This is a genomic window from Melaminivora jejuensis (assembly GCF_017811175.1).
GTDB lineage: Bacteria > Pseudomonadota > Gammaproteobacteria > Burkholderiales > Burkholderiaceae_C > Melaminivora > Melaminivora jejuensis.
In genome coordinates, this window is sequence record NZ_JACWIJ010000002.1 from 2,551,788 (window position 1) to 2,577,602 (window position 25,815).

Below are 25,815 nucleotides of genomic sequence, written 5' to 3' on the forward strand. Positions count from 1 at the left end.
GGCTTGGGCCGATTTTCATGCAAAAGACAGGGCAGTTGCGGCCCGTCTGGAGCACACTCAGCCGCCCGGCCCCGCCAGCAGCGCCCACAGCGGCGCGGCGTGCGACACGCCAAACAGCGCCAGCCCGATCAGGCCGCCCACGATGGTGCCATTGATGCGGATGTACTGCAGGTCGGTGCCGATGTGCAGCTCGACCAGGCGCGCCGTCTCCTGGGCGTTCCAGCGCTGCACCGTGGCCTGGATGTGCTCGGCCACGGACTGCGCCACATCCGGCGCGAAGGTGGCAGCCCACAGCTCCAGGCGCACGTTCAGGCGCACGCGCAGGGCAGCGTCGCCGGCCAGCGAGGCGCCCAGCCACAGCCCCATGCCGGCCACACGGCGCGACAGCTCGGACGCCTCGTCCTGCAGGTCGGCGCGCAGGCGCTGGCGCACCTGCTGCCACATGCCGGACACATACTCGCCCAGCAGCTCGTCGTTTTGCAGATAGCTGCGGATTTCCTCGCCGCGCCGCGCCCACTCGGGGTCTTGCTGCAGGCGCTCGATCAGGCGGGCAATGGCGCCGTCCAGCGCCTCGCGCAACTCGTGCTGCGGGTCTTCGGCGATCGCCTTGAGCAGCGTATCGACGGCGTGCGCGATGGCATCGGCGCCTTTGCCCGAGAGCCAGTCGGTGGGCAGCATCCGCTGTTTGAGCGGGTGCTCGCGGCGCAGCCACTGCACCAGCGTGTCGGCGATGAACTGGCGTGTCTCGGGCGTGCGCACGCGCTCGCCCAGGCGTGCCAGCAGGGCATCCAGCAGCGCCTGGTGCCGGCCCTCGTGCGTGAGCGCGCCCAGGGCCGAGGCCATGGTGGCGGAGATGTCCAGCCGTCCGACCAGGGTGCGCGCGGCACGCGCCAGGAAGGCCTGGATCTTGGCGTCCTCGATGGTGTCGAGCACGGTGAGCGCCAGCCGCGCCACCTGGCGGCCCAGCAGCTCGGCGTTGGCCGGTGCGGCCAGCCACTGCGCCAGCATCCGCGCCGGGTCGTGCTGGCGGATCATGGCCACCAGCGAGGGCGCGTCCAGGAACTTATCGCGCACGAAGCCGGCCAGGTTGCCGCCGATGCGATCCTTGTTGCGCGCAATGATGTCGGTGTGGCGCGACACCAGCGGCAGCGGGATGCGCCGAAACAGCGCCGAGACGGCAAACCAGTCGGCCAGCGCGCCGACCATGGCCGCCTCGGCCACGGCGCGCAGGCAGCGCACGGCCAGGCTCGGCGGCAGGAAGTGCGTCAGCGCAAAGACGGCAATGACGGCCAGCAACAAGCCCGTGGCCTGGCGCTTGGCGCGCGTGAGCTGGCGCGCGTGGACGGCGGAGGCAGCGGAGGCGGTGCTGGCGGCTGGCTCGGCAGCCGCAGCCTCACCGCTGGCCTGGGGCTGCGGGAATGGCACGTGCATGGAGCCGAGCATAGACCGGCGCTGCGACCGCAGTCCATCGCCCCGCTGTAGGAGCACGGTGCGCCCGCATGTGCGCCCAGACGCGCATTCAGTCCGGCGGCCTGGACTGCTGGGCAGGCGCGGGCGCTTCGTCCAGTTCGCGCAGACGCCGCATGTTGGCCAGCATGGCCTCGCGCTGGGCACGTGTCGGGGGTGCGATTTCCATTGGATGCAAGGCCCCAGGCCAGGCCCGCCTGCCGCCTGTTGCGCCAGGAGGCCTTAACGCAACTTGTAAGCAGACGTTTTACGTGACTATTAAATCAAGTAACCCAGCATTCCAGTGGCCTTCCTAGTGTGGCCGGATGCAGGATGCAAAAAAACGGTTTGCGCAGCAGTTACGCCAGGCCATGGCTGCGGCGGGCTATGAGGCCAAGCCCGCAGTGCTGGAGCGCGAGTTCAACATGCGCCACTGGGGCAAGCCCATGACGCTGCATGGCGTGCGCCGCTGGCTGCTGGGACAGACCATGCCCGACCACAAGAAGCTCATGACGCTGGCCACGTGGCTGGACGTTCCGGTACAGGAGCTGGGCTACGGCATGGACAACCCGCAACGCGTGAGCGAGCGTCCCAAGGCCTGGCACGCCGGCCTGGGCTACCAGGATCGCGAGTTGTTCGAGATCTATCTGCGCCTGCCCGTGCCCAAGCGGCGCCTGGCGCGCGACGTGATCCTGGCGATCGCGCGCGCCCACCAGGCCGAAGAGGACGAGCGCGCCGCCTGTTGAGGGCAGCCTCAGCCGCGCGGCGCCACTTGGTCGAGCGCTGCGCGCAAGTGGCCTACGGTGCGCTCGACGTTGTGCCATTTCTCCAGCCCGAACAGGCCGATGCGGAAGGTCTGGAAGTCCGGCCCTTCGCCGCACTGCAGCGGCACGCCGGCGGCGGTCTGCAGGCCGGCTTCGAGGAACTTCCTGCCGCTTTGGATGCCGGGGTCGGTGGTGTAGCTCACGACCACGCCCGGCGCCTTCCAGCCCTCGGCGGCGACGCTGGGAAAGCCGCGCGATTCGAGCAGCTCGCGCACCTTGGCGCCCAGCTCGATCTGCTCGGCGCGCACGCGCCCGAAACCGTAGTCGCGCGTCTCCAGCATGACGTCGCGCAGCAGCACCAGTGCGTCGGTGGGCATGGTGGTGTGGTAGGCGTGCTGGCCTTTTTCGTAACCTTCGGCGATCTGCATCCATTTTTTGAGGTCGCACGAGAAGCTGGAGCTTTGCGTGCCCTCGATGGCGCCCCGCGCGCGCTCGGACAGCATGACCATGGCGCAGCACGGCGAGCCGCTCCAGCCCTTTTGCGGCGCGCTGATCAGCACGTCCACGCCCGTGGCCTGCATGTCCACCCACATGGCGCCCGAGGCCACGCAGTCGAGCACGAACAGCGCGCCGACCTCGTGCGCGGCCTCGCTCACAGTGCGCAGATAGTCATCGGGCAGGATGATGCCGCTGGCCGTCTCCACATGCGGGGCAAACACCACCCTGGGCTTTTCGGCGCGGATGGCGGCAGCCACCTCGTCCGCCGGGCAAGGCGCCCAGGGCGCCTGGCTGCCGCCTTCCTGCTGGCGCGCCTTGCAGACCACGGAGCCGCCGCCCAGGCCAGCGTCGGCGTCGAAGATCTGCGTCCAGCGGTAGCTGAACCAGCCGTTGCGCACGATCAGCACCTTTTCCCGGTTGGCAAACTGGCGCGCCACGGCCTCCATGCCAAAGGTGCCGCTGCCCGGCACCAGGACTGCGGTGTGCGCGTGATAGACCTCCTTGAGCGTCGCCAGGATGTCCTGCATGACGCCGACGAAGCGCCGGGACATGTGGTTGAGCGCGCGGTCGGTATAGACAACGGAAAACTCCAGCAGTCCATCAGGGTCGATATCGGGAAGCAGTCCGGGCATGGTGTGGTTTTCTCCAGAAATAGCGGGCGCGCGGCCCCAGGGCGGGGCAGCTTACCACCGGCCTACCAGGTATCCACGAAGCGCGCGCGGCCTTCGCGCAGCTGCGCCGAGGCCAGGCCGCGCGCGAGCCAGGCGCGGGTCTCAAGCGGGTCGATCACGGCGTCGATCTCCAGCGTGCTGGCCATGTGCATGGCCTCGCCGTGGGCGTACTGGCGCGCCAGCAGCTGCTGGAACAGCGCATCGCGCTCGGCCCCCTCGGCCACGGCCTCCAACTCCTTGCGAAAGCCCAGGCGCACCGCCCCTTCCAGCCCCATGGCGCCGAACTCGCCCGTCGGCCAGGAGACGGTGAACACCGGCGCGTGCAGCCCGCCCGCCGCCATGCCCATGGCCCCCAGGCCATAGGCCTTGCGCAGCACCACGGCAAAAAACGGCACGCGCAGGCTGGCGGCGGTGACGAACAGGCGGCTGACGTGGCGCACCTGGGCGGTGCGCTCGACATCCGGCCCGACCATGAAGCCGGGCGTGTCGATCAGGCTGACGATGGGCAGTCCGTGGGCGTTGCACAACTGCATGAAGCGCGCCGCCTTGTCGGCCGCCGGCGCGTCGATGGCGCCGCCCAGGTGCGCCGGGTTGCTGGCCAGCAGGCCCACTGGCCGGCCCTCGATGCGCGCCAGGGCCGTGTGGATGCCGACGCCAAAGCCGGTGCGCAGCGGCAAGAGGCTGCCCTCGTCCACCAGACCCGTCATGGCAGCGCGGGTGTCATAGACGCGCAGGCGGTTTTCCGGCACCACGGCGCGCAGCAGGCGCTGATCGGGCGCGCTCCACTGGCGCGCCCGGCCCTGGAAGAACGACAGATAGTGCCGCGCCGCCGCCACGGCCTCGCGCTCATCCTGCACCAGCACGTCGATCACGCCGCTGGCGTGCTGCACGCCGCTCGGGCCGATGTCCTCGGGCGCAAACACGCCCAGGCCGCCGCCCTCGATCATGGCCGGGCCGCCCATGCCGATGTTGCTCGCGCGCGTGGCGATGATGACGTCCGAGCAGCCCAGCAGCGCCGCATTGCCGGCAAAGCAGCGTCCGTGCGCGATGCCAACCACCGGCACCTGGCCGGACAGGGCGGCGTAGGCGGCAAAGGTGTGTACGTGCAGGCCGGCGACGATGGCCATGTCGGTGTCGCCGGGCCGACCGCCGCCGCCCTCGGCCAGCAGCACCACGGGCAGCTGCTGATCCAGCGCCAGGCCCAGCATCCGGTCGGTCTTGGCGTGGTTGCGCATCCCCTGGGTGCCGGCCAGCACCGTGGCGTCGTAGGCCATGACCACGGTGCGGGCGCGTTCCTCGTTCTCGCAGTGCGCGCCGTTGACGCTGCCGATGCCGGTGACCATGCCGTCGGCGGGCGTGTTGGCGATCAGGTCTTCCATGCTGCGCCGGCGCGTCTGCGCGGCCACGGCCAGCTGGCCGTATTCGATGAAGCTGCCGGCGTCGCACAGGTCGGCGATGTTCTCGCGTGCGCTGCGGCTGCCGCGTGCGTGGCGGCGCGCCATGGCCTCGGGCCGGGCGGCGTCCAGCGTGTGCGCATGGCGCTCGATGACGCGCTGCAGGTCGGCGCGGATGTGCTCCGGGTCGTGCTGCGTGGCCGGGCCGCTGGCGGCCTCGCCCTGCTGGTCGCCGGCGGCGTCGAGCAGCACGATGGCCTGCCCTGGCGCCAGTTGCGCGCCCGGCGCCACCAGCCACTGGCGCAGGCGGCCCGCGTGCGGCGCAGCCAGCACGTGCTCCATCTTCATGGCTTCGAGCAGGGCCAGCTCGGCGCCGGCGGCGACCCACTCGCCCTCGGCCACGCTGCACTGCACCAGGCGCGCCGACATAGGGGCGCACAGGGCGCCTGCAGGGGCTGGCGGAGCATCCCCGGCAACAGCAGGAGAATTTGTATGATTTTGGCCCTCAAGCCTTGCTGGACAAGCGCTGACAGCTATGGTTTTTGCTTCTTCCAGCAACTGCGGCAGCACACCTTCCAGCCAGCGCGTATGGACTTGCTGGCTGCGCATCTCGGGCCGCTCGGCCAGCGCGCGCAGCAGCGCCAGATTGGTCGCCAGGCCGTCGATATAGAACTCGGCCAGCGCGCGCTGCGAGCGGCGCAGCGCCGCCTCGAAGCCATCCGGGGCGGTCACGATCAGCTTGGCCAGCAGCGTGTCGTAGTGCGGCGAGGGCGCGCTGCCGGCCTGGCCGTGGCTATCGACACGCACGCCGGGGCCGCCGGGCAGGTCGAAGCGCGCCAGCCGGCCACTGCCGGGCACGGCGTTGCCCTGGGCATCCAGCGTCTCGGCGTTGATGCGCCACTGGATGGCGCAGCCGCGCACGGGGGGCGGGGCAGCGGCGTCCAACCCCAGCTGAGCCAGCCGGGCGCCGGCGGCCAGGCGCACTTGGGCCTGCACCAGGTCGATGCCGGTGACCTCCTCGGTGATGGTGTGCTCGACCTGCAGCCGGGCGTTGGTCTCGATGAAGACGAAGGGCAAGTCCTCGCTGCGCAAGTCCACCAGGAACTCGAAGGTGCCCAGGCCTTCGTAGGCCACGGCGCGCGCCAGGGTCAGCGCAGCGCCCTGCAGTTGCGCGCGCAGCGCCGGCGTGAGCGAAGGGCTGGGCGCAATCTCCACCAGCTTCTGGAAGCGCCGCTGCAGCGTGCATTCGCGCTCGCCCAGGGCGATGGCCTCGTGGCCGTCGGCCAGCACCTGCACTTCGATATGGCGCGCGCCTTCCATCAGGCGCTCGACATAGACGCCCTCGACGCCGAAGGCGGCGCGCGCCTCGCGCTGGCAGCGCGCGTAGGCGTCCTCCAGCTCGGCCAGGCTGCGCACGGCGCGCATCCCGCGCCCGCCGCCGCCGCCCACGGCCTTGAGCATGACGCCGGCGCCGCCCTGGGCGCTGAAGAATTCACGCGCCTGCTCCAGGCTGACCGCGCTGGCGCTGCCGGGCATGACAGGCACGCCCTGCTGCTGCGCCAACTCGCGCGAGCGCGCCTTGTCGCCGAACAGCGCCAGCTGCGCCGGCGTCGGGCCGATGAAGCGCAGGCCGGCGTCAGCGCAGGCCTGGGCGAAGTCGGCGCGCTCGCTCAGAAAACCGTAGCCGGGATGGATGGCATCGCAGCCGTGCGCGCGGGCGATGGCGATGAGCTGTGCGCCATCCAAGTAGGCCGCCGGGCCGCTGGCAGCCAGGGCCACGGCGGCATCGGCGGCCTGCACGTGCGGGGCGTGGGCGTCGTCCTCGGCGAAGACGGCCAGACTGGCGACGCCCAGCTCCTGCAGGGCGCGGGCGATGCGGATGGAAATCTCTCCGCGGTTGGCGATCAGGACTTTCTCGAACATATTCGGCGACTTATTCAAATTTGATAGCTGCATGCGCTTGCTTGGAGCCGGCTCGCGGCCGCTTCTCCCTCTCCCCCAGGGTGAGAGGGAGCTGGAAGGCTGACTGCTCGTGCGCCCGCAGCTCACCTCCGCCCGCTCCCTCGCGGGAGAGGGAGGGAAGAATCAGGCCGCGTCCTTGAGCAGCCGCCGCAGCACCTTGCCGGCGCCAGTGGCCGGCAGGGCGTCGATCACGCGCACCTCGCGCGGCGCCTTGTAGGGCGCCATGTGCTCGCGGCACCAGGCGATGAAGTCGGCCTCCTGCACCGATTGCCCGGGGCGCGGCACGATGAAGGCGCGCACGACCTCGCCCTTGGCCGCGTCGGGCACGCCGATCACCGCCGATTGCGCCACGGCGGGATGCTTGTTCAGGATGGCCTCGACCTCCTCGGGGAAGACGCTGTAGCCCGAGACCTTGATCATTTCCTTGAAGCGCCCGGTGAAGGTCAGATAGCCGTCGGCATCCATGCGGCCCATGTCGCCGGTGTGTACCCAGCCGTCCTTGAGCGTGGCCGCCGTGGCCTCGGGCTTATTCCAGTAGCCCTTGAAGTTGCCCGGCGACAGCAGGGTGATCTCGCCCATCTCGCCCACCGGCAGCTCGGCGCCGGTGGCCGGGTCGATGATGCGGATGGCCACGCCCGGCATGGGCTTGCCGTGCGTGCCCCAGCGGATGGCATCGAACGGCATCCCGGTGTCCATGGTGTGCGTCTCGGACAGGCCGTAGGCTGCCTCGCAGCTGATGCACGGCCCGCCGGTGAAGGCCTGCCATTTCTGTGCCAGCGGCTCGGTCAGAGTGATGCCGAAGCTGGTGACCGGGTTGCGCCGCAGGCTCGTCAGGTCGAAGCGCTCGGGCTGGGGCACCTGCATACAGGCGAAGTTCATCGGCGCAATCGAGTACCAGTGCGTGACCTTGTGGCGGTCGATGGCCTGCAGCACCGCCACCGGGTCGAAGCGAAACAGCAGCACCTGCCGGGCGCCCGCCAGCACCGGCACGTTCACGCCCATCAGCATCCCGGCGATGTGGTACAGCGGCGCCACCGACAACGCTATGTCCTGCGCGCCGATCTGCGCTGTCTGTGCCGTGACCTCGGTCTTGAACAGGGCGTTGCCATAGCTGAGCATCGCGCCCTTGGGCAGGCCGGTGGTGCCGCTGGTGTAGGTCATCAAGGCCACGTCGTCCAGGCTCAGCTCGACCGGCGCGGGGCGCGCAGCGGCGCGCATCACGGTCAGGAAGTCCTCGCAGTCGGCGGGCACCTGGCGCGGCGCCTGGCGTGCGGCCACGAGTTCGGCAGGCGGGTCAATGGTGGGCTGCCCGGGCAGCAGGTCGGCGTAATGCACGACGAAGACGTGCTCGAGCTGGCTGCCTGGGCGCACCTTGTCCACCACCGGCAGCAAGTCGGCAGCGGCCACGATGACGCGCGCCTTCAGGTCGCCCACCTGGTAGGCCAGCTCGTGCTCCTTGTTCAGCGGGCCGCTGGGGCAGACGATGGCGCCGATCTTCTGGATGCCGTAGTGCGCCACCAGGTATTGCGGGCAGTTGTTCAGGAACAGCACCACCGGCTCGCCCTTTTGCACACCCAGCGCCTGCAGCCGCGCGGCAAAGGCATCGCTGGTGGCGTCCAGCTCGGCCCAGCTGATGCTGTGGCCGTACCAGTCGATGGCAGTGCCCCCGGGGGTCGCGCGGGCGTGGCGGCGCAGGTGTTCGTGCAAGGGCTGGCGATCTGCAGTGCGATCCATGAACTGTCTCCTGTATGTCAGAAATCGTTGTTTCGCGGCGCCTTCCGAGGGTTTGCCATGAGGACAGCGGCCAGGCACCGTATTGCCAATGTATACCGATTGGTAGAAAAATACTACTGATGGGTAGAACAAAAGCGACAAGCATTTCGAGAACTGCTCCCTTCTGGGAAAAGTCCCCGGTGCAGGCACGGGGCCGGCAGCGCGCCAGCACTGCTGCCACTGACGAAAAGCGTGAGCGCATCCTGGCGGCAGCAGAGACTTTGTTCGATGCCCAAGGCTACGCCCTCACGACCATGGAGCAGATCGTCCAGGCGCTCGGGGTGAGCAAGCCCTATGTCTATTACTACTTCCGCAACAAGCAGGAAATCTTCGAGACGCTGTGCTGGCGTCCAGCCGTGGCCTGCTTCACTGCCATGGACTTCCCCGAGGACGACACGCGCCCGGCGCATCTCAAGGTCACCGAGGGCGTCGAGCGGCTGATTCGCGCCACTATCGAGCATCACCCGGCGGCCTTTTTCCCATATCGCGAGCCGCAGGTGTTCCGGCCCGAATTCCTAGCCATGCAAAAGAAGCTGGCCAACCACTTCTATGACCGCATGTGCGCGCTGATGGAGCAGGCCCGCGAGGACGGAATGCTGGACTTCAAGGAAACCCGCCTGACAGCCATGGCCGCCTGCAGCCTGCCGGGCTTTCTCTATCACTGGTATCGCCCCGATGGGCGCTTGGCGCCCGCCGAAGTGGTGCGCGAACTGTCCGAGCTGGCCTGGCGCGTCCTGGGCCTGCGCAAGGTGCGCCGCAAGCCAGCACCGCCTCCCCTGTCTGCCCCCAATCCACCTGAAGAAAGTGCCTCATGACTCCACGCCTGCTCCCCCTGGCCGCCGCTCTCGCCCTGTGCGCCATCAGCACCCACGCCCAGGAAACTTTCAAGATCGCCTACATCGATCCCCTCTCCGGGCCATTCGCCAACGTCGGAGAGTTGATGCTGACGCACACCCAATATGCGATCGAGGACATCAACGCCAAAGGCGGCCTGTGGAAGGGCACGCAGCTGCAGCTGCTGCAATTCGACAGCAAGCTGTCGGCGCAGGAGAGCCAAAGTGCTTTGCAAGCGGCCATCGACCAAGGCGCCCGGGCCATCGTGACGGGCGGCTCAGGCTCGTCGGTGGTCACGGCGCTGGTGCAGGCCGCCACCCGCCACAACCAGCGCAACCCGGGCAAGGAGGTACTGGTGCTGAACCATTCCTCCATCGATCCTGAGCTGACCGGCAAGGCGTGCAGCTTTTGGCACTTCCAGTTCGAGGCCAACACGGCCATGAAGATGAAAGCCATCGCCAACTACATCAAGGGCCAGAGCGACATCCAGAAGATGTATCTGCTGAACCAGGACTATGCGCACGGCAAGCAGTGGGCGCACTATGGCCGCGAACTCGTGACTCTGGCGCGCCCCGACATCCAGTTCACCGGCGAGACGCTGCACCCCATCGGGCGCGTCAAGGACTTTGCGCCCTACGTCTCCAAGATCAAGGGCTCGGGAGCCAACTCCGTGATCACCGGAAACTGGGGGCAGGACATGACACTGCTGCTCAAGGCAGCCGGCGAGGCCGGGCATGACCTGCGCTACTTCAACCACAGCGCCGGCTCTGTGCCCGGCACTGTGCTGGCCGTCTCCCAGGCGGGGATGGGCCAGCTGACCTGGGTGGCTGAATGGCATCCCGGCCAGGCCGACGCTCCCAAGGTGGATGCCTTGGCTACGGCCTACAAGGCCAAGACCGGCAAGGACTTCCTGGCGCCGCGCATCGACCTGACACCCCGCTTTCTGGCAGCGGCCATCAGCAAGGCGCAATCCACCGATCCGGTAAAAATTGCCCGTGCGCTGGAAGACCTCACGGTCGAAACCACACTGGGGCCGCTGCGTATGCGTGGCGAAGATCACCAGCTACTGCTGCCGCAGGTCGTCAACACCATCGCTCCAGTCGACGGCAAGGCTGTCAAGCTCGGCTGGGAAGGTACTCGTTACGGCTTCCGCACCGACGCCGCCTATTCGGGCAACGAGCTGGCTCAAGGCACCGAGTGCAAGATGAAGCGCCCCTGACCGGTCAACCCCGTCCCGGAGGCGCCGGCTCAGAGCCGTATTCACGGTCTTGGAAGTTGTGCGCCATGCGTTGTGTGCAAGATGCAAAGGGCCGCTGTCTGCAGACCTTAAAGGTGTCACCAAGGTCGTGAGCGCACTCTCAGGTCGCGGCGGCCTGAGGAGGACGCGCACCAAAGATGCCGCTGCCCACGCGCACCAGGGTGCTGCCGGCGGCAATCGCCGCCTCCAGATCGCCCGTCATGCCCAGCGAGAGGGTGTCGAAGTGCTCCAGTCCCTGGGGGCCTGAGGCGGCGATGGCGTCGAACACCGCGCGCACGCGCTGATGCACGGCCAGCTGCGCAGCGAAATCCGGCGCCGGCTCGGGGATGGCCATGACGCCACGCAGCACCAGGCGCGGCAGCTGCGCCACGGCGCGCGCCAGCTCCAGCGCCTGTTCGGGCGGCACGCCGGACTTGTTGGCGCCGCCATCGACGTTGACCTGGATGCAGACATTGAGGGGCAGCATGTCCTGCGGGCGCTGATCCGACAGGCGCTGGGCGATCTTCAGCCGGTCGATGGTGTGGGCCCAGGAAAAGTGCTCGGCCACCAGGCGCGTCTTGTTGCTCTGGATGGGGCCGATGCAATGCCAGACGAGCTGCCCGGCCAGCGCCGGCGCCAGCGTCTGCACGGCGGCCATCTTGTCCACTGCCTCCTGGAGGTAGTTCTCGCCGAAGCTGCGCTGGCCAGCCTGCGCGGCAGCCAGCACGGCCTGCGCGCCGAAAGTCTTGGACACGGCCATCAGGGCCACGCAGCCCGGGGCGCGGTCGGCGCGGCCGCAGGCCTTGTCGATGCGCGCACGCACCTGCGCCAGTTGCTCGGCTATCGTCGCCATAATGTTTGATCAGACCTTTCGACGTTTCAAAAAGCAATCCACCCGAGGGAATTTTCGTGGACATCACCCAGTTGCTCGCCTTCAGCGTCAAGAACAAGGCTTCCGACCTGCACCTGTCCGCCGGACTGCCGCCCATGATCCGCGTGCATGGCGATGTGCGCCGCATCAACGTCGAGCCCCTGGATCACAAGACCGTCCATGCCATGGTGTACGACATCATGACCGACACCCAGCGCAAGGCCTACGAGGAGTTCCTGGAGGTTGATTTCTCCTTCGAGATCGACGGCCTGGCGCGCTTTCGCGTCAACGCCTTCAACCAGTACCGGGGCGCGGCGGCGGTGTTCCGAACCATTCCCAGCAAGATTTTGACGCTGGAGCAGCTCAACGCCCCGAAGATCTTCGCCGACCTGTCGCTCAAGCCGCGCGGCCTGGTGCTGGTCACCGGGCCGACCGGCTCGGGCAAGTCCACCACGCTGGCAGCCATGGTCAACTACCTCAACGAAAGCTCCTACGGCCACATCCTGACGGTGGAAGACCCGATCGAGTTCGTCCACGAGTCCAAGAAGTCGCTGATCAACCAGCGCGAGGTCGGGCCGATGACGCTGTCGTTCGCCGCCGCCCTCAAGTCCGCCCTGCGCGAAGACCCGGACGCCATCCTGGTGGGCGAAATGCGCGACCTGGAGACCATCCGCCTGGCCATGACCGCCGCCGAGACCGGCCACCTGGTGTTCGGCACGCTGCACACGTCCAGCGCCGCCAAGACCATCGACCGCATCATCGATGTCTTCCCGTCCGAGGAAAAGGAGATGGTGCGCGCCATGCTGTCGGAGTCGCTGCAGGCGGTGATTTCGCAGACCCTGTGCAAGACCAAGGACGGCCAGGGCCGCGTGGCGGCGCACGAGATCATGCTGGGCACCAGTGCCATCCGCAACCTGATCCGCGAGGCCAAGGTGGCGCAGATGTACTCGGCCATCCAGACCGGCAACAGCCTGGGGATGCAGACGCTGGATCAGAACCTCACGGATCTGGTGCGGCGCAACATCATCAGCCCGGCAGAGGCCCGCAGCAAGGCCAAGATCCCGGAGAACTTCCCGGGCTGAAGCCGGGTTGCACGGCTACACGGCAATACGAAAGCACGGACATGGAACGCGATCAGGCCAGTAAATTCATCAACGATCTGCTCAAGCTGATGGTCAGCCGGGGGGGCAGCGACCTGTTCATCACGGCCGAATTCCCGCCGGCCATCAAGGTGGACGGCAAGATCACCAAGGTCTCGCCGCAGCCGCTCACGCCCGGCCACACGCTGGCGCTGGCGCGCTCCATCATGAGCGACCGCCAGGTGGCGGACTTCGAGCGCACCAAGGAGTGCAACTTCGCCATCTCGCCGGCGGGCATCGGGCGTTTTCGCGTCAACACCTTTGTGCAGCAGGGCCGGGTGGGCATGGTCATGCGCTCCATCCCGACGCGCCCGCCCTCCATCGACGGCCTGGGGATGCCGCAGGTGCTCAAGGAAATCGTCATGACCAAGCGCGGCCTGTGCATCCTGGTGGGTGCCACCGGCTCGGGCAAGTCCACCACGCTGGCGGCCATGCTGGACTGGCGCAACGAGAACACCTACGGCCACATCATCACCGTGGAAGACCCGGTGGAATTCGTGCATCCGCACAAGAACTGCGTGGTGACCCAGCGCGAAATCGGCCTGGACACGGACAGCTGGGAGGTGGCGCTGAAAAATACCCTGCGCCAGGCGCCCGACGTGATATTGATGGGCGAGATCCGCGACCGCGAGACCATGGAGCACGCCGTGGTGTTCGCCGAGACCGGCCACCTGTGCCTGGCCACGCTGCACGCCAACAGCGCCAACCAGGCGCTCGATCGCATCGTCAACTTCTTTCCCGAGGAGCGGCGCGAGCAGCTGTTGATGGATTTGTCGCTGAACCTGCGCGCCATGATCTCGCAGCGACTGATCCCGCACCAAAACGGCAAGGGCCGTGCGGCCGCCGTGGAGATCATGCTGAACACCCCCTTGATCGCCGACCTGATCTTCAAAAACGAGGTCACCGAGATCAAGGAAATCATGAAGAAAAGCCGCAACCTCGGGATGCAGACCTTCGACCAATCGCTGTTCGACCTGTTCGAGGCAGGCGTCATCAGCTACGAGGATGCCCTGCGCAATGCCGACTCGGTCAACGACCTGCGGCTGCAGATCAAGCTCAACAGCCGACGCCTCAAGACCACCGACCTGGCCGCCGGCACCGAACACCTGACCATCGTCTGAAACTGCCAGCCTCCCTCCCTGCAGGCGGCAAGAACGCCTCGTCCCTCTTTCAAGGAACCCCGTCCGCATGACCAGCAGCATCAATCCCCGCGACTATGCAGCCACGCCCTCCCGCCGCGTCGCCTTCCTGGGCCTGGGGTCATGGGCCATCCCATGGCCGGCCATCTGGCGCGCGCTGGCCACACGGTTGCGGTGTACAACCGAAACGCTATCAAAAAGATAGCTTGGTGCGCTGAATTCACGCCGGCTGCAGACCAAAACCATACCCATACGCCGCGCGAGACGGTGCGCGATGCCGACATCGTGTTTTGCTGCGTCGGCAACGACGACGACCTGCGCAGCGTGGTACTGGGGCCGGAGGGCGCTTTTGCCGGCATGAAGCCGGGCGCCATCTTCGTCGATCACACCACCGCCTCGGCGGCAGTGGCGCGCGAGCTGTACGCCCTGGCGGCGCAGCGTGGCCTGCAGTTCCTGGACGCGCCGGTGTCGGGCGGGCAATCGGGCGCACAGAACGGCCAGCTCACGGTGATGTGCGGCGGCGACCAGGCCACCTTCGATGCCGTGCGCCCGGTGGCGCTGGCCTTCGCCCGCGCCGTCACGCTGGTGGGCAGCAGCGGGGCCGGACAGCTGGCCAAGATGGTCAACCAGATCTGCATCGCTGGCCTGGTGCAAAGCCTGTCCGAGGCCATCGCCTTCGGCCAGCAGGCCGGCCTGGACATGCCGCTGGTGCTGGACGTGATCGGCAAGGGCGCGGCGCAGAGCTGGCAGCTCGACAATCGCGGCAAGACCATGGTCGAAGGGCGCTTCGATTTCGGCTTTGCCGTGGACTGGATGCGCAAGGACTTGGGCCTGGTGCTCGACGAGGCCCGGCGCAATGGCGCACGCGTGCCGGTGACGGCGCTGGTCGATCAGTTCTATGCCGACGTGCAAGGCGCCGGCGGCGGGCGCTGGGACACGTCCAGCCTGATCACCCGCCTGGTGCCGAAAAAAGACGGCTCCTGAGCCTGGGGCTTGTTCAACGTTTGTGCGTCATGCGTTGAGGGTTCGGCGGGAAGCACGCCAACCGCACGACGCATGGTCAAGAGAGCCGCTCAGGGCTTGGCCGGTGTCTGGGCGGCTGCCGGATCCTGGATGGCCGGCGCTGCCATCTGGCGGCTCAGCTCTTCTTCCGTGACCAGCTCGAAAACACGCACCACCTTGCGCACGCCGTTGACGCCGCGCGCAATCTCGGCGGCGCGCGTGGCCTCGCGCTGCGTGACGCGGCCCATCAGATAGACCACGCTGCGCTCGGTCACTACCTTGAATGCGCTGGCCGTCAAGTCCTTGGCATCGACCAGGCTGGCGCGCACCTTGCCGGTGATGAAGGTGTCGTTGGAGCGCTGCGCCAGCGTCGAGGGCGCCATGAGAACCAGGTCGCTGACCACGGACTGGACGTTTTCGACGGCGCGCACAAGCTGCTCGATCTGTCGGCCAGCGTCCGCCGTAGGCACCTCGCCGGTCAGCAGCACCTGGCGGTTGTAGCTGGTGATGTTGACGTGTACGCGCTCGCCGAACGCCTCGTGTATGCGCCCGGCGGCGCGCAGCTCGATGCCTTCGTCCTCCACTTGCGTGCCGGCGGTGCGGCGGTCGATGGCCACCATCGTGCCCATCACGGCGGCGCCGCCTATGGCCAGCGGCACACAGGCGGACAGCACGGCGCCCGCCAGCGCAGCCAGCAGGCCACGCACCAGCAATATTTTCATAGCAGGATCTCCTGATCTCCAAGCAACAAGATGTCCATGCTGTCGCACAGGCAGTGCAGCACCAGGACCTGCATTTCGCGCACGCGGGCAGCGCGCTCGTGCATGACGCCGATCTGCACGTCCGTCTCGCGCAGCTGCGCAGCCAGGGCGCCGCCATCACGGCCAAAGCAGGCCACCACCGTCATGTCGCGCTCATGCGCCGCCTGCACGGCTTGCAGCAGAGCCGGGTCGTTGCCGGTGATGGTGAACATGAGCAGTACATCGCCCGCCTGTCCCAAGGCGCGCACCTGCTGCGCCAGGCGGGCATCGATGGGGCCACCTTCGGCGCTGACGCACGACCAGGTGGCATCCGCCGCGATGGCCAGGGCGGCCAGTTCGGGCCGGTCGCGCTCGAAGCCGGTGATGCACAGCGCTGCAAACTGCTGGGCCAAGGCACCACAAGGCCCGGTGCCGCAAGCCAGCACGCGCGCGCCACTGGTCATGCATGCCACCATGGCCTGCGCCGCCGCAGCAATGGCCGGACTCAGGGTCTGCGCGGCCTGGTACTTGAGGTCGGCGCTGTCGATGAAGTGCTGTTGGATACGTTGCTCAAGCATGGGCCGCAAATCATACCTGTCGCCCTCGGGTGCGCGCTGCCACGCCTGCCGGCGCGCAGCACCGCTCGCCCGACTGCTCAGGCGCCGCTGGCGTCGAAGGCTGCCCGCAGCCACTGCACCCGTCCGTCCTCGACCAGCACGGCATCAAAGCGACATGCTGGCGGCACGGACAGGCGCATCAGGTAGCAGCGTGCCGCAAAGATGATGCGCCGCTGCTTGGCAAAACCTATGCTGGCGCCCGCTCCTCCGTGCGTGGAGTGCGCACGGCTGCGCACTTCGACAAAGACCAGCGTGCCGTCCGACTCGCGCATGATCAGGTCGATCTCGCCGCCGCCCCGACCGGCAGTCCGATAATTGCGCTCCACCAGTGTCAGACCAGCAGCCCGCAGGTGGATCAACGCCTGGTCTTCTGCTGCCTGCCCCCTGGATCGAGTCGTGGCCGACACCGCCCTGTCCTTGTTGAGGAATCCCATTGAGCACATCCTTTGCCCTGGCGTTGAGCGCAGCACACGACGCGGCTGCCGGCCAGCATTATCCGCAGGCCGCCCTGTACATGGTGGCCACGCCCATCGGCAACCTGGCCGACATCACACTGCGCGCATTGCACGTGCTGCAGTTGGTGGATGCCATTGCCTGCGAGGACACGCGCCATACGCAGACATTGCTGCGTGCCTATGGCATCGACAAGGCTACCGGCAGCCTGCTGGCATTGCACCAGCACAATGAAGTCCAGGGAGCGCAGCAGGTGGTGCAGCGGCTGCAGCAGGGGCAGCGTGTGGCCTACGTCAGCGACGCCGGCACCCCTGGGGTGAGCGACCCTGGCGCGCGTCTGGCTGCTGCCGTGCAGGCTGAGGGTCTGCGCTGCATACCCCTGCCCGGGGCCAGCAGCGTGACGACGGCCTTGAGTGTGGCAGGCACCATTGCTCCGGCAGCGCAGCAGGGAGGCTTTGTCTTCGAGGGCTTCCTGCCGACCAAGGGCGCCGAGCGCAGTGCGGCATTGCAGCGCCTGGCGCAGGAAAGCCGCTGCGTCATCCTGCTGGAAGCGCCCCATCGGATTCGCGAGCTGGTGCAGGCACTGGCGCCACTGGGCTGCCGGCCCGTCACTTTGGCGCGCGAGTTGACCAAGCAATTTGAAGAGATCAGCACCCATCGGGCGCACGAGCTGGCTGCTTGGCTGGATGGCGCACCGCAACGCGCACGCGGCGAATTCGTGGTGCTGCTGCACCCCACGGCACCACAGGAAGACCGAACACAGGGCCTGGACGTGCTGCGCCAGCTACTGCCGGAACTGCCGACCAAGGCAGCGGTGAAACTGGCCGCACAGCTCACTGGAGTCCCGCGCAATGAACTGTATGCGGCCGCGCTACAGATGAAGGGCGAAGGCTGAACATTCTGCCCTGTCCAATCTGGAAAATTGGCCATTGCAGATCCGACCGTAGAAAATACGGGCAAAAAAAGACCCGCTGGTTGCGGGTCTTTGATGGCAGATCAACCTACTGAATTTGGTTGCGCGAGGAGGATTTGAACCTCCGACCTTTGGGTTATGAGCCCAACGAGCTACCAGGCTGCTCCATCGCGCGTCAGAAACGTAAGTATAACCTATTTTCAGGCGTTGTCCGAAGTTTCTTGCGATTTTGTTTCGGCACGCTCGACGAATTCGACATAGGCCATGGGGGCGTTGTCACCCACACGGAAGCCCATCTTCAGGATGCGCGTGTAGCCGCCCGGACGAGCCTTGAAGCGCGGGCCGAGTTCGTTGAACAGCTTGGTCACACTGTCGCGGTTGCGCAGGCGGTTGAAGGCCAAGCGGCGGTTGGCCACCGTATCTTCCTTGGCCAGAGTGATCATGGGCTCGATCACGCGGCGCAATTCCTTGGCCTTGGGGACGGTGGTCTTGATGGCCTCGTGCTCGATGAGCGAGTTCATCATGTTTTGCAGCATCGCCAAGCGGTGCGATGTCGTGCGGTTGAGCTTGCGGAGTCCGTGTCCGTGACGCATGGTGCTTTCCTTTTTCAGTCAATTAAAACGGGCAGCCGTATTAGGTACTGCCCGCAGCACTCCCCAGTGGGGAAAAAACGATCAACGTTTGTCCAGGCCGGCGGGCGGCCAGTTTTCGAGCTTCATGCCCAGGGTCAGGCCGCGTGAGGCGAGCACTTCCTTGATCTCGTTGAGCGATTTGCGGCCCAGGTTGGGCGTCTTGAGCAGTTCGTTTTCGGTGCGCTGGATCAGATCACCGATGTAATAGATGTTCTCGGCCTTCAGGCAGTTGGCCGAGCGCACCGTGAGTTCGAGTTCGTCCACCGGACGCAGCAGGATGGGGTCGAACGTGGCAGCACTGCGCGAACTGGCCGGCGCATCGAATGCTGCCAACTCGCCGCCTTCGAGCTGCGCGAACACGGCTAGTTGCTCGACCAGGATCTTGGCCGAGGCGCGCACTGCATCTTCTGCGGTGATGGCGCCATTGGTCTCGATCTCCATGACCAGCTTGTCCAGGTCGGTGCGCTGCTCGACACGGGCGCTCTCCACCGTGTAGCTGACGCGGCGGATCGGCGAAAACGAGGCATCCAGCACGATACGGCCAATCGACTTGGTCGATTCGTCGGCGTAGCGACGCAAGTTGCCGGGCACATAGCCCCGGCCTTTTTCGACCTTGATCTGCATGTCCAGCTTGGCGCCAGCAGACAGCGAGGCGATGACGTGATCCGGGTTGACAATCTCGACATCGTGCGGTGTCTGGATGTCACGCGCGGTGACCACGCCCTCACCATCCTTGCGCAGTGACAGCGTCACCTCATCGCGGCTGAGCAGCTTGAACACTACTCCCTTGAGGTTCAGCAGGATATTGACGACGTCCTCTTGGACACCGTCGATGGACGAATACTCGTGTACGACCCCAGCGATCGTCACTTCGGTTGCTGCGTAGCCCAGCATGGACGACAGCAGCACCCGGCGCAGGGCATTGCCCAGGGTGTGGCCGTAGCCGCGCTCGAACGGTTCCAGTTCGACCTTGGCGCGGTTGGGGCCCAGCTGCTCGACGTTGATGGTCTTGGGCTTCAGCAGATTGGTTTGCATGCAGACTTCCTCTCAATACCCCCAGCTCGTTACACCGGTAAGGCTGGTGAAGCACCCATACCGCGATGCCTCGCGGTATGGGGGACGGTTTTTGCGTGCGCAATGGGCGCTTGGTGCGCCCCGGGAATCAACGCGAGTACAACTCGACGATCAGCGACTCGTTGATGTCGGCACCGAACTCGTCACGATCCGGCACCTTCTTGAAGACACCCTCGGCCTTGTCGGCGTTGACCTCGACCCAAGCCGGAATGCCGACCTGCTGCGCCAGTTGCAATGCCTCGACGATACGGGCCTGCTTCTTGGATTTTTCGCGCACGGCCACCGCGTCACCGGCCTTGACCAAGTAGGAGGCAATGTTTACGCACTGACCGTTCACGGTGATGGCCTTGTGGGATACCAGCTGACGGGCTTCGGCGCGCGTCGAGCCAAAGCCCATGCGATAGACCACGTTGTCCAGGCGGCACTCCAGCAGGCCCATCAGGTTGGCGCCGGTATTGCCGCGACGGCGCTCGGCCTCGGCAAAGTAGCGGCGGAACTGTTTTTCCAGCACGCCGTACATGCGCTTGACCTTCTGTTTCTCGCGCAACTGCAGGCCGTAGTCGGAGGTACGGGCGCCCGAAGTGCGGCCGTGCTGGCCTGGCTTGGTGTCGAACTTGGCCTTGTCCGCGATCGAGCGACGGGCGCTCTTGAGGAACAGGTCTGTGCCTTCACGGCGGGAGAGTTTGGCCTTGGGGCCGATATAGCGTGCCACTTGGGATTCCTTGAAATTTTCAGCTGCCGCAGGCGGTCGCCACCGCTTGTGGGAGCCACCTGCAGCGCCGCAATGGACGCCGGGTGGCGGTGGAGGTCAATGGTTGACGATAACGATCAGATGCGGCGGCGCTTCTGCGGGCGGCAGCCGTTGTGCGGCACCGGTGTCACGTCGGAGATCGAAGTGATGCGGATGCCCAGGGCACCCAGGGCGCGCACCGAGGATTCGCGGCCAGGGCCAGGGCCCTTGATTTCGACGTCCAGGTTCTTGATGCCCTGCTCCATGGCGGCACGGCCAGCCATTTCGGAAGCCACCTGAGCAGCAAACGGAGTGGATTTGCGCGAGCCCTTGAAGCCCTGGCCACCCGAAGAAGCCCACGACAGGGCATTGCCCTGGCGGTCGGTGATGGTGATGATGGTGTTATTGAAGGACGCGTGAACGTGGGCGATGCCGTCGGAGACGTTCTTGCGAACCTTCTTGCGTACGCGCTGGGCGGCGTTGCTGGAGGGAGACTTGGCCATGGGGTTCTTTCAGTCCTTATTTCTTCAGTGCCGCTGCGCCCTTGCGCGGCCCCTTGCGGGTGCGGGCATTGGTGCGCGTGCGCTGGCCGCGCATGGGCAGGCCACGGCGGTGACGGAAGCCCCGATAGCAGCCGATATCCATCAAGCGCTTGATGTTCATCGTCGTCTCACGGCGCAGGTCACCCTCAATGGTGAACTGGGCGATCTGGTCGCGGATCTTTTCCAGATCGGCGTCGGTCAATTCCTTGACCTTCTTGGAATAAGCGATGCCACATGCGTCGCAGATCTTGCGAGCACGGGTGCGCCCAATGCCGTAGATGGCGGTCAAGCCAATCTCGGCATGCTGATGGGGCGGAATATTGATACCAGCGATACGAGCCATGTGCGTCCTCTAACGGTCTTGTTCGAATCAACCCTGGCGCTGCTTGTGGCGCTGATCGGTGCAGATCACGCGCACAACGCCCTTGCGGCGGATGATTTTGCAGTTGCGGCAGATCTTCTTCACCGAAGCCGAAACTCTCATTGCTTTCTCCTAAACTTGTCCAAAGTGTTCCGGCCCTCGCGGGGATCGCGGCTCTTGCGCGGAACTAAAAAACAGTGCCCCGCGATCAACCGTTGGGCATCATGGCAACCAGCTGATTTTGGCGAACCGGTGACTATACCTCATCCGCCAAAACCACAAAGCTGGATCAGTTGGCTGCAGTCTTGAAATTGGCTTTCTTGAGCAGCGATTCGTACTGCTGGCTCATCAGATAGTTCTGTACCTGGGCCATGAAGTCCATGGTGACAACCACGATGATCAGCAACGACGTTCCGCCGAAGTAGAACGGGACGTTGTACTTCAGGATCAGGAACTCCGGCAGCAGGCACACGAAGGTGATGTAGATCGCCCCCACCAGCGTCAGGCGCAGCAAGATCTTGTCGATGTAGCGCGCCGTATGCTCACCAGGACGGATCCCGGGGATGAAAGCGCCACTCTTCTTCAGGTTGTCTGCCGTCTCACGGCTGTTGAATACCAGCGCGGTGTAGAAGAAACAGAAGAAGATGATGGCGGTTGCATACAACAGCACATAGATCGGTTGACCTGGCGTCAGCGTGCCGGCGATGTCGCGCAGCCAACGCATGGACTCGCCCGCGCTGAACCAGTTCACCACCGTGGCCGGCAGCAGGATGATCGACGACGCGAAGATCGGCGGAATCACCCCGGCCATGTTCAGCTTGAGCGGCAGGTGCGACGACTGTCCGCCATAGACCTTGTTGCCAACCTGGCGACGTGCGTAATTCACCAGGATCTTGCGCTGACCGCGCTCGATGAACACCACGAAGTAGGTAACCGCGCCCACCAGGAACACGATGAAGATGGCTGCAATGATGCTCATGGCACCGGTGCGCACCAGCTCCAGCATGCCGCCCATGGCGCTGGGCAGACCGGCAGCGATACCGGCAAAAATCAGGATGGAAATCCCGTTGCCCAGCCCGCGCTCGGTGATTTGCTCACCCAGCCACATCAGGAACATGGTGCCCGTGGTCAGCGTGATGACCGAGGTCAGACGAAAACCAAAGCCCGGATCGATCACCAGACCGGCCTGGCTCTCCAGCGCCACGGCGATGCCCAGCGACTGGAACAACGCCAGGCCCACGGTGCCATAACGCGTGTACTGCGTCGTCTTGCGACGACCGGCCTCCCCCTCCTTCTTCAACTGCTCGAACGCAGGCAGCACGTAGGTCATCAGCTGCATGATGATCGATGCCGAGATGTACGGCATGATCCCCAGCGCAAAGACCGAAAAGCGCGACAGCGCCCCGCCCGAGAACATGTTGAACAGGTTGAGGATGCCCCCCTCCTGGCTCTTGAACAACTGCTGCAGCTGCACCGGATCGATACCCGGAACCGGCACATGCGCGCCCACGCGGTACACGACCAGCGCGAGCAGCAGAAAGACCAGACGCCGGCGAAGATCACCGAACTTGCCGGTCTTCGCCAGTTGAGCTGCGTTCGTTGCCACGAATGCCTTCCTTAGCTGTCTGCCCGATCAGGCCACGCTGCCACCGGCTGCCTCGATGGCAGCCTTGGCACCTGCCGTCGCGCCAATGCCCGACAGCTTGACGGCGCGAGTGATCTCGCCGCTCTTGATGACCTTGACCACGCGGGTCAGTTCACCGATCAGGCCGGCATTCTTCAGGGCCAGCATGTCCACCTCGGCGGCGTCCAGACGGCTCAGGGCCGCGAGCGTCACTTCGGCGTTGTACTTGAGCAGGTGCGACTTGAAGCCGCGCTTGGGCAGGCGGCGCTGCAGGGGCATCTGCCCGCCCTCGAAGCCAACCTTGTGGTAGCCGCCCGAGCGCGATTTCTGACCCTTGTGGCCGCGACCGGCCGTCTTGCCCAAGCCGGAGCCGATGCCGCGACCGACGCGCCGAGCGGCGTGCTTGGCGCCAGCTGCGGGCTGGATGCTATTGAGTTCCATCATCGACCTCTTACAGGACTTTGACCAGATAGCTGATCTTGTTGATCATGCCGCGCACTTCCGGCGTGTCCTTGAGCTCGCTCACGCTGTTGAGCTTGCGCAGGCCCAGGCCACGGATGGTGGCGCGGTGCGATTCCTTGGTGCCGATGGGGCTGCGCACCAGTTGAATCTTCACGGTTTGTTCTTGCGTCGTCATTGCTTGTCGACTCCGGCTCAGGCGGCAAACAGGTCTTCGACCGACTTGCCACGCTTGGCGGCGACTTCCGCCGGGGTCGTGGAGTTGGCCAGAGCGTCCAGCGTTGCACGCACCATGTTGTAGGGATTGGACGAGCCGTGGCTCTTGGCCACGATGTCGGTGATGCCCATGACTTCGAAGACGGCGCGCATCGGGCCGCCGGCAATGATGCCGGTACCCTTGGGGGCGGGAGCCATCATCACGCGGGCCGCGCCGTGGTGGCCGGTCACCTGGTGATGGATGGTGCCATCCTTGAGAGATACCTTGAACAGCTTGCGGCGGGCCTCTTCCATGGCCTTTTGCACGGCGGCGGGCACTTCCTTGGACTTGCCCTTGCCCATGCCGATACGGCCATCGCCGTCACCGACCACGGTCAGCGCGGCAAAGCCCAGGATGCGACCACCCTTGACGACCTTGGTCACGCGGTTGACCGCGATCATCTTCTCGCGCAAACCGTCGTCGCGACCTTCGTCCTGCACGCGGGGTTGAAATTTAGCCATTGTTGTGTCGCTCCCTTAGAACTGCAGACCGGCTTCGCGGGCGGCTTCGGCCAGGGCCTTGACGCGGCCGTGGTAAGCAAAGCCCGAGCGATCGAAGGCCACGCGCTCGATGCCGGCGGCCTTGGCCTTCTCGGCGATGCGCTTGCCGACTTCGCTGGCAGCAGCAGCATTGCCGCCCTTGCCATTGCCCAGCGACTGGCGCAGCTCGGCTTCCTGCGTCGAGGCGCTGGCCAGCACGCGCGCACCGTCTTCGGAAATGACGCTGGCGTAGATGTGGAGGTTGGTGCGATGCACGGTCAGACGCGCCACGCCCTGCTGGGCGATGCGGATGCGGGTCTGGCGGGCACGGCGAAGACGCTGCTCTTTCTTGCTCAACATGTTGCAGCTCCTTATTTCTTCTTGGTCTCTTTGATCGCGACCTTCTCGTCCGCATAGCGGATGCCCTTGCCCTTGTAGGGCTCGGGTGGACGAGCGGCACGGATCTCGGCAGCCAGCTGGCCCACCACCTGGCGGTCAGCACCCTTGATCACGATCTCGGTCGGGGTCGGGGTGGCCACGGTGATGCCGGCAGGCATGTCGAAGTTCACGGGGTGGGAAAAGCCGATGCTCAGGTTCAGCTTGGAGCCGGATGCAGCAGCCTTGAAACCCACGCCGATCAGAGTGAGCTTCTTCTCGAAGCCACGGCTGACGCCGACCACCATGTTGTTGACCAACTGGCGGATGGTGCCGCTCATGGCATTGGCTTCGCGCGACTCATCGGCCGGCTCGAAGCTCAGCTTGCCGTCGGCCTGCGAGATCTTGACCAGACGATTCTGGGGCAGCGAGAGCGAGCCGCCTGCGCCCTTGACGCTGATCTGCTCGGCGCTCATGGACACATCCACGCCTTGCGGGATGGCCACGGGGGATTTGCCTACTCGGGACATTTCTGTTTTCTCCTCGATGCCGGCATCAGGCCACGTAGCACAGCACTTCGCCGCCGACACCGGTGGCGCGTGCCTTGCGATCGGTCATCACACCCTTGGGCGTGGTGACGATGGCCACGCCCAGGCCGTTCATGACCTGGGGGATGGCGGCGGAGCCCTTGTACACGCGCAGGCCGGGGCGGCTGACGCGCTCGATGCGCTCGATGACCGGGCGACCAGCGTAGTACTTCAGGGCAATCTGCAGTTCGGACTTGCCGGCTTCGCTCTTGACTTCGAAGCCATCAATGTAGCCCTCGTCCTTGAGCACCTGGGCGATGGCGACCTTCACCTTGGAAGACGGCACCGACACGGTGGACTTGGAGACCATCTGCGCATTGCGGATGCGGGTCAGCAAGTCAGCGATGGGATCACTCATGCTCATGTTGTATCTCTCCTGCCTGGCTTACCAGCTGGCCTTGGTGACACCGGGGATGTCACCGGCAAAAGCCAGTTCGCGGATCTTGTGACGGGCCAGGCCGAACTGGCGGAACACGCCACGCGGACGGCCCGTGAGCTCGCAACGGTTGACCTGACGCGTCGGGTTGGCGTTGCGCGGGAGCTTCTGCAGGCCCAGGCGGGCGGCTTCGCGCTCTTCGTCGGTGCGCTTGGCGTCGCCGGCGATGGCCTTCAGTTCCGCATACTTGGCAGCGTACTTGGCGGCCAGTTTTTCGCGCTTGAGTTCGCGCTCGATCAAAGCTTTCTTAGCCATATGCGCCTTCCTCAGTTCTTGAACGGGAAACGGAAGCCAGCGAGCAGCGCCTTGGCTTCCTCGTCGTTCTTGGCCGTCGTGGTGATGCTGATGTTCAGGCCACGCAGGGCATCCACCTTGTCGTACTCGATCTCAGGGAAGATGATCTGCTCCTTGACGCCGACGTTGTAGTTGCCACGGCCATCGAAGGCGCGACCCGAGATGCCGCGGAAGTCACGCACGCGCGGCAGGGCCACGGTGACGAAACGATCCAGGAATTCGTACATACGCACGCCGCGCAGGGTGACCATGCAGCCGATGGGCTGGCCTTCGCGGATCTTGAAGCCGGCGATGGCGCGCTTGGCCTTGGTGACCACGGGCTTCTGGCCGGCGATCTTGGTCAGGTCGGCCACGGCGTTGTCCATGACCTTCTTGTCGGCCACGGCCTCGCCCACACCCATGTTCAGGGTGATCTTGGTGAGGCGCGGGACTTCCATGACGGATTGGTAGCCGAACTTTTCCTTCAGTTCGGGCGCGATCTTGTCGCGGTAGATTTGTTGCAGTCGTGCCATG

29 protein-coding genes, 1 tRNA gene and 1 pseudogene are annotated in these 25,815 nt (G+C 65.8%); 7 read left to right on the plus strand and 24 right to left on the minus strand.

Annotated features, from left to right (window positions below):
• Window positions 1–57: 57 nt before the first annotated feature.
• Window positions 58–1,431, minus strand: a complete 1,374-nt coding sequence (locus tag IDM45_RS11975) for a DUF445 domain-containing protein (protein WP_232653963.1) — start codon at window positions 1,429–1,431, stop codon at window positions 58–60.
• Between the two features lie 341 nt (window positions 1,432–1,772).
• Between IDM45_RS11975 and IDM45_RS11980 the strand changes: the two genes are divergently transcribed.
• Window positions 1,773–2,192, plus strand: coding sequence for an XRE family transcriptional regulator (locus IDM45_RS11980; RefSeq protein WP_209423043.1), 420 nt, complete (start codon window positions 1,773–1,775; stop codon window positions 2,190–2,192).
• Window positions 2,193–2,200: 8 nt separating this feature from the next.
• Here the strand turns inward: IDM45_RS11980 and IDM45_RS11985 are convergent, their stop codons facing one another.
• The 3 genes from IDM45_RS11985 to IDM45_RS11995 form a co-directional block, all read right to left on the minus strand.
• Window positions 2,201–3,340, minus strand: a complete 1,140-nt coding sequence (locus IDM45_RS11985) for an aminotransferase class V-fold PLP-dependent enzyme (RefSeq protein ID WP_209423044.1) — start codon at window positions 3,338–3,340, stop codon at window positions 2,201–2,203.
• 62 nt (window positions 3,341–3,402) lie between these two features.
• Window positions 3,403–6,696: a carboxyl transferase domain-containing protein gene (locus IDM45_RS11990; RefSeq protein ID WP_209423045.1), complete on the minus strand. Its 3,294-nt coding sequence runs from the start codon at window positions 6,694–6,696 to the stop codon at window positions 3,403–3,405.
• A gap of 162 nt (window positions 6,697–6,858) precedes the next feature.
• Window positions 6,859–8,469: an AMP-binding protein gene (locus IDM45_RS11995; RefSeq protein WP_209423046.1), complete on the minus strand. Its 1,611-nt coding sequence runs from the start codon at window positions 8,467–8,469 to the stop codon at window positions 6,859–6,861.
• 119 nt (window positions 8,470–8,588) lie between these two features.
• Here IDM45_RS11995 and IDM45_RS12000 point away from each other — a divergent pair, with 119 nt between their 5' ends.
• Both IDM45_RS12000 and IDM45_RS12005 read left to right on the plus strand, forming a co-directional pair.
• Window positions 8,589–9,323, plus strand: coding sequence for a TetR/AcrR family transcriptional regulator (locus IDM45_RS12000; protein ID WP_209423047.1), 735 nt, complete (start codon window positions 8,589–8,591; stop codon window positions 9,321–9,323).
• Window positions 9,320–10,561, plus strand: coding sequence for a branched-chain amino acid ABC transporter substrate-binding protein (locus tag IDM45_RS12005; protein WP_209423048.1), 1,242 nt, complete (start codon window positions 9,320–9,322; stop codon window positions 10,559–10,561). The genes IDM45_RS12000 and IDM45_RS12005 overlap by 4 nt, the downstream gene beginning before the upstream one ends.
• 139 nt (window positions 10,562–10,700) lie before the next feature.
• Here the strand turns inward: IDM45_RS12005 and IDM45_RS12010 are convergent, their stop codons facing one another.
• Window positions 10,701–11,432: a YggS family pyridoxal phosphate-dependent enzyme gene (locus IDM45_RS12010; protein WP_209423049.1), complete on the minus strand. Its 732-nt coding sequence runs from the start codon at window positions 11,430–11,432 to the stop codon at window positions 10,701–10,703.
• Between the two features lie 56 nt (window positions 11,433–11,488).
• Here IDM45_RS12010 and IDM45_RS12015 point away from each other — a divergent pair, with 56 nt between their 5' ends.
• The 3 genes and pseudogenes from IDM45_RS12015 to IDM45_RS12025 all read left to right on the plus strand — a co-directional run bounded on the left by IDM45_RS12015 (window position 11,489) and on the right by IDM45_RS12025 (window position 14,712).
• Window positions 11,489–12,532, plus strand: coding sequence for a type IV pilus twitching motility protein PilT (locus IDM45_RS12015; RefSeq protein ID WP_209423050.1), 1,044 nt, complete (start codon window positions 11,489–11,491; stop codon window positions 12,530–12,532).
• 41 nt (window positions 12,533–12,573) lie between these two features.
• On the plus strand, window positions 12,574–13,710 hold the full coding sequence (locus IDM45_RS12020) for a PilT/PilU family type 4a pilus ATPase (protein ID WP_209423051.1): 1,137 nt from the start codon (window positions 12,574–12,576) through the stop codon (window positions 13,708–13,710).
• Window positions 13,711–13,777: 67 nt separating this feature from the next.
• Window positions 13,778–14,712 (plus strand): annotated as a pseudogene (locus tag IDM45_RS12025) (NAD(P)-dependent oxidoreductase).
• A gap of 89 nt (window positions 14,713–14,801) precedes the next feature.
• Here the strand turns inward: IDM45_RS12025 and IDM45_RS12030 are convergent.
• The 3 genes from IDM45_RS12030 to IDM45_RS12040 all read right to left on the minus strand — a co-directional run bounded on the left by IDM45_RS12030 (window position 14,802) and on the right by IDM45_RS12040 (window position 16,521).
• Complete coding sequence (locus IDM45_RS12030) at window positions 14,802–15,452, minus strand: BON domain-containing protein (RefSeq protein ID WP_209423052.1); 651 nt, start codon at window positions 15,450–15,452, stop codon at window positions 14,802–14,804.
• On the minus strand, window positions 15,449–16,048 hold the full coding sequence (locus IDM45_RS12035; protein ID WP_209423053.1) for an SIS domain-containing protein: 600 nt from the start codon (window positions 16,046–16,048) through the stop codon (window positions 15,449–15,451). The genes IDM45_RS12030 and IDM45_RS12035 overlap by 4 nt, the downstream gene beginning before the upstream one ends.
• A gap of 77 nt (window positions 16,049–16,125) precedes the next feature.
• On the minus strand, window positions 16,126–16,521 hold the full coding sequence (locus tag IDM45_RS12040) for a YraN family protein (protein ID WP_209423054.1): 396 nt from the start codon (window positions 16,519–16,521) through the stop codon (window positions 16,126–16,128).
• Here IDM45_RS12040 and rsmI point away from each other — a divergent pair.
• Entirely contained in the window at window positions 16,521–17,435 is a 915-nt protein-coding gene (gene rsmI / locus IDM45_RS12045; RefSeq protein WP_209423055.1) for a 16S rRNA (cytidine(1402)-2'-O)-methyltransferase, read from the plus strand. The two genes, IDM45_RS12040 and rsmI, sit on opposite strands and share 1 nt — an antisense overlap.
• A gap of 116 nt (window positions 17,436–17,551) precedes the next feature.
• On the opposite strand, the gene IDM45_RS12050 is transcribed toward rsmI, so the two are convergent.
• The 16 genes from IDM45_RS12050 to rplE all read right to left on the minus strand — a co-directional run bounded on the left by IDM45_RS12050 (window position 17,552) and on the right by rplE (window position 25,814).
• Window positions 17,552–17,628, minus strand: a tRNA-Met gene (locus IDM45_RS12050).
• Between the two features lie 25 nt (window positions 17,629–17,653).
• Entirely contained in the window at window positions 17,654–18,046 is a 393-nt protein-coding gene (rplQ, locus tag IDM45_RS12055) for a 50S ribosomal protein L17 (protein ID WP_209423056.1), read from the minus strand.
• An 81-nt stretch (window positions 18,047–18,127) separates the two neighbouring features.
• Entirely contained in the window at window positions 18,128–19,120 is a 993-nt protein-coding gene (locus IDM45_RS12060) for a DNA-directed RNA polymerase subunit alpha (RefSeq protein WP_209423057.1), read from the minus strand.
• A gap of 127 nt (window positions 19,121–19,247) precedes the next feature.
• Window positions 19,248–19,871: a 30S ribosomal protein S4 gene (rpsD, locus tag IDM45_RS12065; protein WP_209423058.1), complete on the minus strand. Its 624-nt coding sequence runs from the start codon at window positions 19,869–19,871 to the stop codon at window positions 19,248–19,250.
• Between the two features lie 116 nt (window positions 19,872–19,987).
• Window positions 19,988–20,392 carry a 30S ribosomal protein S11 gene (gene rpsK / locus IDM45_RS12070; protein ID WP_209423059.1) on the minus strand — a complete coding sequence of 135 codons (405 nt, stop codon included), beginning with the start codon at window positions 20,390–20,392 and terminating at the stop codon, window positions 19,988–19,990.
• A 16-nt stretch (window positions 20,393–20,408) separates the two neighbouring features.
• On the minus strand, window positions 20,409–20,774 hold the full coding sequence (gene rpsM, locus IDM45_RS12075; protein ID WP_091569047.1) for a 30S ribosomal protein S13: 366 nt from the start codon (window positions 20,772–20,774) through the stop codon (window positions 20,409–20,411).
• Window positions 20,775–20,801: 27 nt separating this feature from the next.
• Window positions 20,802–20,915, minus strand: coding sequence for a 50S ribosomal protein L36 (gene rpmJ / locus IDM45_RS12080; protein WP_003050535.1), 114 nt, complete (start codon window positions 20,913–20,915; stop codon window positions 20,802–20,804).
• Window positions 20,916–21,081: 166 nt separating this feature from the next.
• Complete coding sequence (gene secY, locus IDM45_RS12085; RefSeq protein ID WP_209423060.1) at window positions 21,082–22,398, minus strand: preprotein translocase subunit SecY; 1,317 nt, start codon at window positions 22,396–22,398, stop codon at window positions 21,082–21,084.
• A gap of 27 nt (window positions 22,399–22,425) precedes the next feature.
• Window positions 22,426–22,857: a 50S ribosomal protein L15 gene (gene rplO / locus IDM45_RS12090; RefSeq protein ID WP_209423061.1), complete on the minus strand. Its 432-nt coding sequence runs from the start codon at window positions 22,855–22,857 to the stop codon at window positions 22,426–22,428.
• A 10-nt stretch (window positions 22,858–22,867) separates the two neighbouring features.
• The gene (gene rpmD, locus IDM45_RS12095) at window positions 22,868–23,053 is read right to left on the minus strand and encodes a 50S ribosomal protein L30 (RefSeq protein ID WP_209423062.1); all 186 of its coding nucleotides are present in this window, start codon (window positions 23,051–23,053) and stop codon (window positions 22,868–22,870) included.
• 17 nt (window positions 23,054–23,070) lie between these two features.
• Window positions 23,071–23,592 carry a 30S ribosomal protein S5 gene (gene rpsE / locus IDM45_RS12100; RefSeq protein ID WP_106683469.1) on the minus strand — a complete coding sequence of 174 codons (522 nt, stop codon included), beginning with the start codon at window positions 23,590–23,592 and terminating at the stop codon, window positions 23,071–23,073.
• A gap of 15 nt (window positions 23,593–23,607) precedes the next feature.
• On the minus strand, window positions 23,608–23,970 hold the full coding sequence (rplR, locus tag IDM45_RS12105) for a 50S ribosomal protein L18 (RefSeq protein WP_209423063.1): 363 nt from the start codon (window positions 23,968–23,970) through the stop codon (window positions 23,608–23,610).
• Between the two features lie 11 nt (window positions 23,971–23,981).
• Window positions 23,982–24,515, minus strand: a complete 534-nt coding sequence (rplF, locus tag IDM45_RS12110; protein ID WP_209423064.1) for a 50S ribosomal protein L6 — start codon at window positions 24,513–24,515, stop codon at window positions 23,982–23,984.
• Between the two features lie 25 nt (window positions 24,516–24,540).
• Window positions 24,541–24,936: a 30S ribosomal protein S8 gene (gene rpsH, locus IDM45_RS12115; protein ID WP_106683472.1), complete on the minus strand. Its 396-nt coding sequence runs from the start codon at window positions 24,934–24,936 to the stop codon at window positions 24,541–24,543.
• Window positions 24,937–24,957: 21 nt separating this feature from the next.
• On the minus strand, window positions 24,958–25,263 hold the full coding sequence (gene rpsN / locus IDM45_RS12120) for a 30S ribosomal protein S14 (RefSeq protein WP_209423065.1): 306 nt from the start codon (window positions 25,261–25,263) through the stop codon (window positions 24,958–24,960).
• A gap of 11 nt (window positions 25,264–25,274) precedes the next feature.
• Entirely contained in the window at window positions 25,275–25,814 is a 540-nt protein-coding gene (gene rplE / locus IDM45_RS12125) for a 50S ribosomal protein L5 (protein ID WP_209423066.1), read from the minus strand.
• Window position 25,815: the final 1 nt, after the last annotated feature.